Origin of the sequence: uncultured Sphaerochaeta sp., from assembly GCF_963676625.2 — a bacterium.
Classification (GTDB): Bacteria; Spirochaetota; Spirochaetia; order Sphaerochaetales; family Sphaerochaetaceae; genus Sphaerochaeta.
Genome location: NZ_CAXXYB010000001.1, coordinates 277,845 through 290,082 on the forward strand (window position 1 = coordinate 277,845; position 12,238 = coordinate 290,082).

General features: G+C 43.0%; 12 protein-coding genes and 1 pseudogene. 2 read left to right on the forward strand and 11 right to left on the reverse strand.

Annotated features, from left to right (window positions below):
- Positions 1–92 precede the first annotated feature (92 nt).
- The 5 genes and pseudogenes from ACHZBG_RS01250 to ACHZBG_RS01270 form a co-directional block, all read right to left on the reverse strand.
- Positions 93–1,595, reverse strand: coding sequence for an FAD-dependent oxidoreductase (locus ACHZBG_RS01250; protein WP_320127620.1), 1,503 nt, complete (start codon positions 1,593–1,595; stop codon positions 93–95).
- Positions 1,596–1,720: 125 nt separating this feature from the next.
- Positions 1,721–2,136 (reverse strand): annotated as a pseudogene (gene tnpA / locus ACHZBG_RS01255) (IS200/IS605 family transposase).
- A gap of 141 nt (positions 2,137–2,277) precedes the next feature.
- On the reverse strand, positions 2,278–3,570 hold the full coding sequence (locus ACHZBG_RS01260) for a sugar ABC transporter substrate-binding protein (RefSeq protein WP_320127621.1): 1,293 nt from the start codon (positions 3,568–3,570) through the stop codon (positions 2,278–2,280).
- 39 nt (positions 3,571–3,609) lie between these two features.
- Positions 3,610–4,458, reverse strand: coding sequence for a carbohydrate ABC transporter permease (locus ACHZBG_RS01265; RefSeq protein WP_320127622.1), 849 nt, complete (start codon positions 4,456–4,458; stop codon positions 3,610–3,612).
- Positions 4,459–4,460: 2 nt separating this feature from the next.
- Complete coding sequence (locus ACHZBG_RS01270; protein WP_320127623.1) at positions 4,461–5,348, reverse strand: sugar ABC transporter permease; 888 nt, start codon at positions 5,346–5,348, stop codon at positions 4,461–4,463.
- A gap of 422 nt (positions 5,349–5,770) precedes the next feature.
- On the opposite strand from ACHZBG_RS01270, the gene ACHZBG_RS01275 reads away from it, so the two are divergent.
- Both ACHZBG_RS01275 and ACHZBG_RS01280 read left to right on the forward strand, forming a co-directional pair.
- A complete protein-coding gene (locus ACHZBG_RS01275; RefSeq protein WP_320127624.1) occupies positions 5,771–6,259 on the forward strand; it encodes a prolyl-tRNA synthetase associated domain-containing protein in 489 nt (162 codons plus the stop codon).
- Positions 6,256–6,795, forward strand: coding sequence for an NUDIX hydrolase (locus tag ACHZBG_RS01280; RefSeq protein WP_320127625.1), 540 nt, complete (start codon positions 6,256–6,258; stop codon positions 6,793–6,795). Before ACHZBG_RS01275 ends, ACHZBG_RS01280 begins: the two co-directional genes overlap by 4 nt.
- Before the next feature lie 61 nt (positions 6,796–6,856).
- Here ACHZBG_RS01280 and ACHZBG_RS01285 read toward each other — a convergent pair whose 3' ends face one another.
- From ACHZBG_RS01285 to ACHZBG_RS01310, 6 genes are all read right to left on the reverse strand, one after another.
- On the reverse strand, positions 6,857–8,077 hold the full coding sequence (locus ACHZBG_RS01285) for a 2Fe-2S iron-sulfur cluster-binding protein (protein ID WP_320127626.1): 1,221 nt from the start codon (positions 8,075–8,077) through the stop codon (positions 6,857–6,859).
- The gene (locus ACHZBG_RS01290; protein WP_320127627.1) at positions 8,077–8,559 is read right to left on the reverse strand and encodes a hypothetical protein; all 483 of its coding nucleotides are present in this window, start codon (positions 8,557–8,559) and stop codon (positions 8,077–8,079) included. Before ACHZBG_RS01290 ends, ACHZBG_RS01285 begins: the two co-directional genes overlap by 1 nt.
- 15 nt (positions 8,560–8,574) lie before the next feature.
- The gene (locus ACHZBG_RS01295; RefSeq protein WP_320127628.1) at positions 8,575–10,290 is read right to left on the reverse strand and encodes an NADH-ubiquinone oxidoreductase-F iron-sulfur binding region domain-containing protein; all 1,716 of its coding nucleotides are present in this window, start codon (positions 10,288–10,290) and stop codon (positions 8,575–8,577) included.
- Between the two features lie 25 nt (positions 10,291–10,315).
- Entirely contained in the window at positions 10,316–10,801 is a 486-nt protein-coding gene (locus tag ACHZBG_RS01300; protein WP_320127629.1) for an NAD(P)H-dependent oxidoreductase subunit E, read from the reverse strand.
- An 86-nt stretch (positions 10,802–10,887) separates the two neighbouring features.
- The gene (locus ACHZBG_RS01305) at positions 10,888–11,889 is read right to left on the reverse strand and encodes a lipoate--protein ligase (protein WP_320127630.1); all 1,002 of its coding nucleotides are present in this window, start codon (positions 11,887–11,889) and stop codon (positions 10,888–10,890) included.
- Positions 11,873–12,115, reverse strand: coding sequence for a biotin/lipoyl-containing protein (locus tag ACHZBG_RS01310; protein WP_320127631.1), 243 nt, complete (start codon positions 12,113–12,115; stop codon positions 11,873–11,875). The genes ACHZBG_RS01305 and ACHZBG_RS01310 overlap by 17 nt, the downstream gene beginning before the upstream one ends.
- Positions 12,116–12,238 lie beyond the last annotated feature (123 nt).

Genomic DNA, 12,238 nt, shown 5'->3' on the forward strand with positions numbered 1-12,238 from the left:
CCTCCATAATTTCTTAAGTATACTCATAAGTGTTGCCATGGTCACGTAAAAATAAATCAAGTAACCATGGCAACACCGGAAAATAACTTTTTTCAGTCAATAAATGTATCAAGAATTTCTTTTCTGGTAATCAAATCGTCTTGATGCGTGAGTATATATTCTTGAGTGATCTTTCTAGCCTTTTTTGCCTCTTCCTCGGCTTTTCGCTCATCCCGGGCTAAAGAAGCCCCAAGGGCTATCAACTGTTCTTGAATTTTCTTGGTCTCCAGATGCCTTGGTTCTATATGGGATAATGCACAAAGTGCAGCGGCAACTCCGGCAGCCTGACCTATTCCCATGATTCCTCCTTGCGTCCTATATGAACCATGAGCTTCACTCGTTCCAGAAATACAACGACCGGAAAGAAGAAGTCCATCGATATGGGCAGGAACAAGACATCGATAGGGAATATCAAAGGTATCGACCAAAGGTTGCCAGACACTTCCATTCCCATAACCGGAACCACCTTCAGGATTATGCAGATCTATAGGGAAATATCCTCGGCTCACTACATCAGGGAATTTGCGACCGTTTGCCACGTCATCTCTATTCAATGTATAACAGCCTTCAATATGTCTTGTTTCGCGTACCCCAATCGATGAATTGGTCACACTGACAAAAGAATTTTCAAAACCGGGAACATATTTGATCATAAACTCAGAAACAGAATCTATCTGTTTTCTTCCATCGATTTCTTGCCTGGTCAGTCCTTCAGTTGAAAGTGAGTCGCCTCCACATATACGAGTCGAATTAAAATGAATGGTATTGGGGTGAATGCCATTGAGTACAAGCACCGAATCTCTACCAAAAGAAAGATCTCCCATTTCAATCGCTTGACTTACGAGTTTTTTAAATCCCTGTGCAACAAAATAATGCTGATTAAACCGGGAGGAAAATTTCCTCAGGGGAACAACATCGGTATAGAATTCAAAATCGTCAATATTCTCTTGGATATATTTTAAAAGTCTTTTTGTGTCGACATTAGCCATCTCGAACATAGCTGAGGAAGGGGACATCTTATGGGTATTGGCATCTCCAAGTACATAGTTTTCGCCCGCACGGACAGAAACATCACCATCGCCGGTAGCATCAACCACGATTGATGCATTGATACGGGTCAAAGCACCATCCTTACCCATGACTACTACTCCAGTAACTTTACTGTCTTTACATATTACTTCCTTGAGAAAAGCATGATATAAGATATCAACATGAAGTTCTTCGAGCATCTTGGCCGCAACATATTTGTATTTCTCTCTATCATAGAAACCCAGTGAATCGCCACTTCCAAAAGGATCTATGGTCTTCATATGACCTGTACTTCCATTTTCTTCCACCATTCTGTCCATGAAATCCTGAGGAATTCCATTGATGACCTGTTCATCATGAAAGTGAAAAGGCGAAATTGGTCCAAGCACCCCGGCTGTGGCCGCGCCACCAAGGAATCCATTGGCCTCGACCAATAGAGTGCTGGCCTTAAGTTTTCCAGAAGCCATTGCAGACATAATCCCTGCAGGACCTCCTCCGATAACAATTACATCATAGATTTGTTTCACGCTATTCTTCCTCGAATAATTATCCACCGGTAAAACCGGTGATTTTAAACAGCCCCCATAAAGGGGCCCTTACTAGCTACGCCTAAAGACGTTGTTTGAGATCCGCCAACCGCAGTTGTTCTCTTCTACCCCTTGAAGGGGTTTCCCGCCTCTCGTACGCTCACCCTGTCGATTATCTGGTCAGCGTCCTCACTTTCGCGTATATATTTCTTGATGGTGACCTTGTTCAGCTCACCTAATACCTGCGCGACCCGAACTCCCGCTTCCCATACTTGTATTTCAGGTTCGCGTGGTGCTCGAATATCATCAGCATGCTTTTCCCTTTCAGGCACCCGACAAAACTGCTTACCGCCAGCTTCGGCGGAATCTTCACTCACAGGTGGATATGGTCGATGCATGCGCTTCCTTCCTGTATTCCCACATCCTTGTAGCTACATAGCAGTTTCAGGTACTGCACTATGGCCTAGCGCCTGAACTTTGGCATGAATACGAGGTGATACGTGCAATTCCACCTCGTATGTGATAGGCTACTCTCATCCATGGATGGCCTCCTTGTGTTTTTGTGTTTGCGGTTGGCACCACAAACACTGTAACACAGGAGGCTTTTTCCCGCTTAGGCAAAGCCCCAAGTCTTTCCATCCACAGGTATAACCTGTGGTTTTTATCTATTTACCATCAAACCTTAATGGCTCTTTGAATTGTACCAAGAAGCAACCTCATCAAGTTGCTGTTTTGCATCAGCTCCCTTGAATACCACTTTCTGGACAGCCTGTGCCAACTTGGAAGAAAGTTCAGAATAATCAGCAGGAAAGAAGACAATAGAACCCGTTTTTGCATAGTTACTCCACATTTGCATGGAATCATACATAGGCATTGCCTTAATTTCGGGATCATCGTACACCGAAGTTCTCACGGGAAGAATGTTTGCCTTTACCCACTTGGTCTGATTCTCAGTTGTGTAGAAATACTTGATAAAATCAAAGGCCATCTCTGGGTCTTGGGCAAATTTGCCAATTGCAAGGGTTTGGCCTGCCACATAAGCTGGTGCTGGGGCAGAGGAAGTCATTCCAGGAATCGGGGCACTGGCGAATTTGTCGACCAACGAAGATGTCCTGATAGTAGAAGATCTCTGGGTTCCTATATCACCTGCGTAAATCGTTCCACTTTTATAGCCATCAACAAGATCGTCATAAACCATGCTCATTGTAGTGTTATTCATTGATCCAGCCTGAATAAGTGACTTAATGTACTCAAGAACCTTGACTCCTGCTTCTGAATTGAAAATGGCTTTCCCATTAGAATCAAGCAAGTCACCACCAGCGCTTCTTATCCAAGGTATGAAAGTTTCCATCAGTCCGGTCCCATTGCTTCCCTCCCCCAAGGCTATGGCAAAACCCAATCCGTTCTTATCCGCTGCTGCAGATCCCATTGTCTTTAGATCATCCCAAGAGGTAGGAGCTTTTGGAAAGATATCTGAACGGTACCAAAGAACTGTTGCCCGACTTTCCCATGGAAGTGAATAGATTTCACCATCCCCTTGGGTCAATTTTGCTGCAGAATGGATGTAATCAGGCATAGATGCAATAAATGGAATCGCAAAGTCAGTCATCGGCTGTACTGTACCAGCCCCAATATGCAACCGAAGCTGATCAGAGAAAGCATTGATGATATCAGGTCCTGTTCCACTGGCAGCCGCCTGAATCACTTGGGATTCGAATTTGCTCCAGTGAATACTTTCCACCTCAACTTTATTCCCAAACTGGTTTTTCATATTGTATTCATCGACAATATCCTTCAATACCACACTCCTTGGATCTTCCGTGGAATTCGGGTCAAGGAAAATCCAGAACTTCATGGTAAGCCCACCTTTTTGGGTGGCTGCGACTTGCGAATCCTTTTCTTTTTGCCCATTTGCAAAAGCAAAAGAACAGGCAACTACAGCAACCAATAGCACAACAATAAATCTCTTCTTCATTTTTCTTCTCCTTCTTTTTTTAACAAATCAAACAATACATCAACCTTTAACTGCTCCAGCAGCCATCCCTGATACGAATTTCCCCTGAAGACAGATAAACAACACAATGATTGGAATGATGGAAATCATCACGGCAGCCATTAGCTGTCCCCATTGGATTCCATACTGAGATATATATTGATATAGACCTACAGACAGCATTCTGATTTCATTCTTTGTCGTAAACGAAAACGAAACCAGAAAATCGTTCCAGATATATACAGCTGACAACAATGATGCCGAAACGATTCCTGGTTGCGAAATGGGAAGAACCAAACGGTAGAATGTCATGGGCTTTGAACAGCCGTCGATGATTCCCGCTTCGACGATTGCCTTGGGAAGCTTCGCAAAAAAACCCTGTAATATCCATGTAAGAACAGGAGCCCTCCAAGCGGCATAGATAATAATTAGTATAATTCTTGTATTATAGAGGCCAGCTTTCACTGTCATGAGATACAAAGGAACCAACAGAGCTACAGGAGGAATCATGCTGGTCATCAGGATTATAAACATAATCTTCCTCTTGCCTCTTATCTCGAAATGAGTCAGGGCATAGGCAGCATGGGCGGCAACCATGGTAGTGATGACGATACCTATGCCAGTAATCAGGATGCTATTGAAGAAATAACGCAGGAAATCAGATTGAAACAACACTTTGTAATAGTTTTGCAAGGTAATTGCGATTGGAAGGATTCTTGGAGGATACATGGTTACTTCAATATCCGGTTTTATTGAGGTCCCAAACGCCCACAAGACTGGAAATAACGTCACCAACGAAACGAATAACAAAACAATGATCACCAAGGTATCCAAAGTTGGGTTGGATTGAAGCCTACTTCTCTTTGCCATGATTAGTCCTCCCTCCCTTTACTCATCAATCGAATATAAAAGAGACTGAACATAATATTCAGGAGAAAAATGACAACGCTATATGCTGACGCCAACCCCAAATGCCAAAAATCAAAACCATTTCTAAAGGCTGCTATACTTAAAGTCTGAGTCGAACCTAGAGGACCTCCTGCTGTAAGGATATAAATCAAAGTAACCATATTGAAATATTCCATGCTTTGCATGACCAGGGAGGTTATCAAAGTTGGCTTGATCATTGGCAGGGTTATGGCTGTATAAACCTTTATCCGAGGAACACCATCTACCATGGCTGCTTCATATATTTCAGGGGGGATGCTTTGTAAAGCTGCAAGAGTAAGTATTTCAACAATGGGGAGTGTATTCCATGCATTGGCTAGCACAACAAGTATCATTGACTGAACCCCGTTACTGAAAACATCCAATTTAGCTCCAGTATGCAACATTGCAAGATAGGAAATCGGTCCATAATTGCCATTCAAAATCCATTTGAACAACAATGCCGTCACGGTTTGAGAGAGTACCCATGGTATAATAATCATTGTACGATATACAGGGATTCCCCTTACCTTGTAATTTAACAAAGTACCAATGATGACTCCAAACGGCATGACAATGAGTAAGGAACCAATAACAAACAATATGGAATTCAATATGCTATGCAAACCCTCTGTACTTCCAAGAACTTCCCTAAAATTATTTAAACCAATGAATTCCTTTACCTGGGCATAGCTTGTTTCATGGAGACTTGTGCGAAATGCCGATAAAATCGGAATGAAAGTTATACAGGCCATCAGAATGAATATGGGAGCAAGAAATAGTATCCCATACAATCTATCAGAATTCCTTTTTTGTGGTATTCCCCTATTCATACGTGTGTAAAGTCTCCTTTATTTCCTAATGTATACGTATACATTTATCACACATAATATTTAGTTTGTCAAATTTTTTATTACATTAAATAATAATATTACCCTTTTATACTATATTATATGTATACGTATACTTCTACAGGATAAGGCGCCTCTGTCCCCATTTGCAAAAGATCTTTCCTTCAATCGGTCATATTGGTTTTCGTACCAAATCGAAGAAAGAAGGAAAACATGGCATGACAAATTCCCTTTGATTAGAAATCCTTGGTTCTCTTGCTTTCGAGTGCTTTCGCTACCTTCTTGTGCATATTCATTCAATCAAGACATTGATGTCCCGGAAAGACTAATGCTAGGGAATTCCCTCCAACCTGATAATTGGCCCTCTGGCGCTTTTTCCCTCATATTTGCTATACTCTGCAACCATGAAGGAAATTGTCAAAGACACCTTGGAAAGATTGTCCATTCCTTACCGTTTGGTTACCCACCAAGCTGCAGCGACCATGGAAGAGATGGAAAACCTCAAACTTGGACTGGATTGCACTGAGATCAAGAACCTTTTTTTACGCGACCATAAGGGAAGAAGGTTTTTCCTGGTATGTGTACGGGGCAATAAACAAGTACGTCTTAAAGAGCTTGCTTCCAGACTTGCCGTAGCAGGGGGTTTGTCCTTTGCAAGCGAACAACAACTTGAAACTCTTCTTAAGCTTGCTCCCGGTTCCGTAACGCCCCTGGGAATTCTCAATGATGAGCAAAGAACAGTAACGGTAGTCCTTGATTCGGAATTCTTGCCCACTGAGTCAGTTGGAGTACATCCCAACGAGAATACCTCTTCCCTCATTCTCTTGTTCTCCGATTTGGTACGCATAATCGAAGAGCACCAAAATCCACTATGTTACAGGGAGCTGACATGAATGCAATAAAAGAAAGAATTTACAGCGATAGTTCATATAGTATCGATGCGGTCAATCTTGACCTGGGCGAAGGTATCCATTGCAAATTTCCTCTTATGCACCATCCGGGAGGAGTCGTCATCCTGGCTGTCAATGACAAGAACCAAGTAGCTCTTGTCAAACAAAATCGTTTTGCCATAGAAGAAGAAACCCTTGAACTTCCTGCCGGAAAATTGGACAAGAGTGCAACAGAGACTCCTCTTGAAGGAGCCCAAAGAGAACTGAGGGAAGAAGTTGGCTGTCTGGCCAAGGAGTGGACCTTTTTGGGGTATGTCTACCCCTCTCCCGGAATTCTGGATGAAAAGCTTTGGCTCTATTTTGCCAAGGAAATCATACCTTCCCAGCAAGATCTTGATTTCGATGAAATCTTGACCGCTGAGTGGATTGATCTGGAAACATTCCACTCTTTTATATCGGCCGGATCCATACATGATGCAAAGACCCTCTGTGCCTATCTGATTGCAAAGGAAAAGGGCCTTCTGGTTTTAACAAATTAAATTAATCAGCAGGGGCTGTTTCAAAAGTAACTTTCTAAACAGCCCCTACAGGAAACGTAACCTACAGGCAATCGCTATAGATTTTCTTCTGCTTCCAGTCAGTTCCCTCAAAGTGTAGATACCTTTCACTAAGAGCTCCCGACGGGCACACATTGACACATGCCATACAGGCAACACAATCGCTTTGGTCCATACTCTGGTTCAAACCGGCAACAACTACCGTATCTGATCCTCTATGGGCGAATCCAAGGTTTGACATACCTGAAATCTCTTCACAAGCGCGTACACAACTACCACAAAGAATGCATTTGTTTGGATCATAGGAAATGATTGGGCTTGAGTCGTCGATTGGCAACGCTTCCTTGTTCTCATCGTATCTGGTCTTGTCAACACCATATTTCCTGACCATTGACTGAAGTTCGCAACTGGTAAAAACATTGGCAACCCCTTTCGGGCAGGTAAGACAAGAATGGTTGTGCGAGGCAAGAATAAGTTCCAGGATGACACGTCTGCATTCTATCAACTCCTCATCCTCGGTAATGATGACCATCCCTTCATCAACATGGGTACAGCAAGAAGGAACAAGATCTCGTCGTCCCTCAATCTTTACCAAACATAATCTGCAGACCCCTGCCTCTGACAATTCTTCATGATAACAAAGGTGAGGAACCTCAATCCCGTTCTCTTGGCAGACTTGCAAAAGATTCTGTCCTTTTTCGGCAACGACCTCTTGCCCATCGATTGTAAGATTTACATGGGTTTTGTCAGGGGAAGCAGCTTCATCTTCATCAAAGAATCCAGGGAAAAATCCTAATTTTTCTGCAACTTCAGCTAAGGGATAGCCCTCATCTGAAGGAGCTAGGGAGGTACTCTCAAACGGATGCGTCAAGACAGCCCCTTTAGTCATGGTAAAATTACCGGTTCCGACAGTAGAGAGGACCGTTATTATTTTTTTGTCATGGAAGACCTGATTGATGCACTGCGCCCCATTTTCACAAATAAGAGGAATAATGACTGTTGCTTCGTCATACATTTCTTTCTTTTTCGGGTCGGCACGATGATTCTCGACAAGCGTCAATGTACAACCAATGCTGATGAGATCTTTGCCAATAACCTTGTAACCATCTGCTTTCAGCATCTGTTCAAGGGTCTGAAGGGGATGTATTCCACCGACCCCACACGCTACGACACAACTATTGCAACTGATAACGACGATTTTATCATCTTTTCCCAGCTGTTTTTTTAAATCTTCATAGCTCTTTGAGCGAAAGGAAATAATCATCACCGGGCCTCCTTGGACACCATTGCATTGATTGAATCTTTGCGAACTCCCGTAAAAGCCTCAAATGTATTCCCGATTTCCATAGTGAATTTATCGTAGGACATCGTAATCTGCAGGGTCTCTTCTTTGGCATCCTCAATCATGAGTCCCACATCCTCAGTTGTCTCAACTATTTTACAATTAGGGAAAAATCTTCTGATATTGGAGGTTCCCGCATTGCACGCCAGAGACAGGATCGTATTCACATCACTCCCGACCTTGGCAAAACCCAACTTCGGGGTGCAGACGGTAGGAATCAAAAAACCATCTTTTACCTTATAGCCATCTTTGCGTAGTTGCAGGGCAAGCTCTTTCATTCTTGCCTGGCCTCCTGTACCGGCTACCCTGGCACAAGTCTCACAGCCTACCAAGGAAATAGTATCTGTATCTTTATCCAATTGTTTTCGGATATCTTCATAGCAAACTTTTTTCGTAAATATCATGCCATTTCTCCTTTGTTAAGATATTGCCAGGGCTTCTTCATATTCATTTCTAAAGTATCGCAAGGTACTCAAGACAGGATTCGCTGAGGTCTTACACAAAGCACAGAGAGCAGTTTTCTGAATGACCCGAGCCAATTCCTCTAGTTTCTGGATGTCATCGGAATGCCCCTTCTTTGCACAAATCCTATCCAGAATCTGCAGCATCTGTTTTGTTCCCTCTCGTCCGGGAATACACTTTCCACAGGCTTCCTCTTTACAGAACTCCATAAAGAACCGGGCAATATCTACTGCTGATTTATCATCGCAGATGACAATCAGTCCACCGGAGCCCATGATGGCCCCATATTCCTGAAGTGTCTCATAGTCAACGGGAACATCGATATGTTGCAAGGGAATGCACCCCCCGGAAGGTCCACCGAGTTGGGCAGCCTTATACCGTTTTCCTTCAACCACTCCACCGCCGATTTCTTCAACAATGGTACGCAAGGTAGTCCCGATGGGAACTTCGACACAGCCGACATTATTAATATCCCCTGTCACCGAGAATACTTTTGTACCTGGGCTTTTTTTCGTTCCAATTCGGGAAAACCAAATGCTTCCCTTTACAATGATCTGGGGGATATTAGCCAAGGTTTCTACATTGTTCAGAATGGTAGGCTTTTCGTTGAGCCCTGCGTGGGCAGGGAATGGTGGTCGTGGTCGTGGATTTCCCCGACGCCCTTCTATCGAGCGCATCAAGGCAGTTTCCTCGCCACAGACAAAGGCCCCTGCTCCTTCATAAACTTCAATATCGAAAGAAAAACCAGATCCCAGGATATCCTCGCCCAGCAAACCATAACGTCGTGCCGATTTTATTGCTTTATTCAAGACCTCTACGGCCAACGGATATTCTGCCCTGCAATAAATATATCCTTGGTGAGCTCCAATGGCCTTTCCGGCAATAAGCATTCCCTCTATCACACTATGGGGATCGCTCTCAAGCACACTTCTGTCCATATAGGCCCCGGGGTCACCTTCATCAGCATTGCACAGGACATACTTGGTGGCATTATCTTCCTTCGCTGCAAACTTCCACTTGAGGCCGGTAGAAAAACCTGCACCACCACGCCCCCGGATTCCTGACTGGAGGACTTCCTCGATGACTTCTTCGCTTGTCATTCCAGTCAAGGCCTTGATTGCACCCTGATATCCATCCCTTGCTATGTAATCGTCAATCTTATTGGGATCGATAAGACCCCTGTTTCTCATGACACGCTGTTCCTGAAGTTTAAAAAATGGAATATCCTCGATGGCTGGGATGGAAGAATCCATTACAGATTGTCCAACCACTATTCCCTGGTGTTCCTTTCGTTCCCTGATATCTGCCTCTCTACCACGAGCATAGGCATACTCAGGTACTACGCGAAGATTTTCGACATGCTCTTGTATGATTTTCTCGGCTTTCTTACTATCGACTTTTTGATAGATTATCGGTTCCTGTCCTGGTACCTGAACAGTAATGAGAGGTTCCCTGGAGCAAATTCCGGCACAACCGGTAGTGATGATTCTGGTGTTCTTGACATCGTCCTCTTTCAGTTTCTTTTTAATGACATTCAAAACCTCGACAGCCCCCGAGGCTATCCCGCAAGTACCCATATGAATATAAATATTCGTGACAGTATTGTTCTCAGCTTCAGCTTTTCTCATCTTGTCCCGGATATTGGTTATATCTGCTGGCATTTTACTTTGCATTTTTTTTCTCCTAAGACGAAAATCCTTATTTGTATTGGGCTAAAATCTCATCAACACTTTCAAGCGTAACCTTTCCATAAATCTTACCGTCGACAACCATGACAGGCGCCAAGCCGCAAGAACCAAAGCACCTTGCCTTTTCATAGGTAAAACGTTCGTCTTTTGTGCTTTCACCAAAGGTTATACCCAAGTCATGCTCAATCTTTTCGGCTATCTCTTTTCCGCCCTTCACATAGCAAGCGGTCCCAAGACAAACCTGAATTCTATGCCGAGCTCTCGCTTTCATGGAAAAAAACGAATAAAAAGTCACTACCCCATATATCTGATTGACAGGAATTCCGGTCTTTTCTGAGATCAACTCTTGTACACAGAGGGGAATATATCCCAGAAGCAACTGCACTTTTTCCAGCAAGGGAATCAAATTACCTTGATTGCTACCGCACTCTTGTATAAGAACATCAAGTTGTTGTATTTGGACAGTCGAAAAATTGTCCATGCTATTATCATTCACTTTTACTACCTCCAAAAATTAAAAATCATTCAATACAGAAATCGTCAAAACTGGAATAAACCCATTCAGCTTGCGCTATTTTCCAATCATAGGCATTCCTTGAAAAGAAGCAGAATATCCTCAAACAAGGGCTTTTCTTCGTTTGTGCTTGCAACGGAAAGCAAAGCTTTCTCGACAGAATGAAAATCATACGGTATCCCTTGAAGCGCCTTCTTCATTTTTTGAACAAACGTCGAAACAAGCGTATCGGTAAAAATCTCCATTTCGTGGATACAACCATCAACCAAGACAAGACCAATCCAAATCTCTCCCCAGTCATAATCCTTCTCAAAGTGCACTTCAAACGAAGGACTTTCGGCAAAGATCCACTGCCAGGAGAAATACTTCTCATAGAGTCCAGCCAGTTCCTGCACAGTACTGCTATCTTGGAAAAAAGTTTTTGGAGTAGCACATTCCCCATATTCAGCTTGAAAAGACCTGATAAGACTCTCCTGCAAACCGCCAATGGTAATTTCCTGTTTGATTGAATTCAGATTCACTACCCGTGAGGACACTGAATCGATTCCTTTCGATAGGATTTTATGGTTTGAGGGTGTCAGATATTTTGAAAGTCGCATCAAATCGGTACAAACCAGCAAAGTTCCATGATGAAAGGAAGCCTTGTCTCCAAGGAAATAAGCATTACCTGAGAACTTTTTACCATCTATAAGCAAATCATTTCTTCCGGAAAAAGTAGCAGAGACACCAAAAGCGTTTACCGCTTCGAGAACTACGTTCATTTGTCGTTCTTGGTCATAGAGAGCATTGTCCGTGATAAAGGTGAAATTCAGATTCCCGTTATCATGGTACACAGCTCCCCCTCCGGACAAGCGCCTGGCAATCTTGACCCCATCTGCCTCAATCTTGTTCAAATCACATTCTTTCCAGGGATTCTGGTTACTCCCGATAACAACGGTATCGTTATTTTGCCAAAGATACATGATGACTTGATCCTCATGTATCGTAGAAAAGAGATGTTCTTCAAGCGCAAGGTTGAACCAAGGATTGCTGCTTTTTGAAAAGACTATGGAATTATTCAGCTTTTTCAATTTCTATAAGCTCTTGTCCGATTTTAATCAAGGACCCTTCACTTACCAGAATATTCTTCACCATACCGTTCATTTTTGACTTAACAATGGTATTTCCCTTTACCGATTCGACCTGAAGGATTTTATCCCCAATTTTAATTGGATCATCAACCTTCACGGAAATCTTTCCAACTTTGCCCTGTTTTGCATTCTTAAGTAATGATTCAAGTATAACTTTTTGTAACATAATCTCTTCCTTTTGGCACTATACGATGAGCTAGTTCCAAAGATAGCAGGTCATTCCCTCATTTTTACCAATGATTATTTGTTCTGATCCTTCTGGGGTTTTCTCCCCAAAAAGCCAATAACA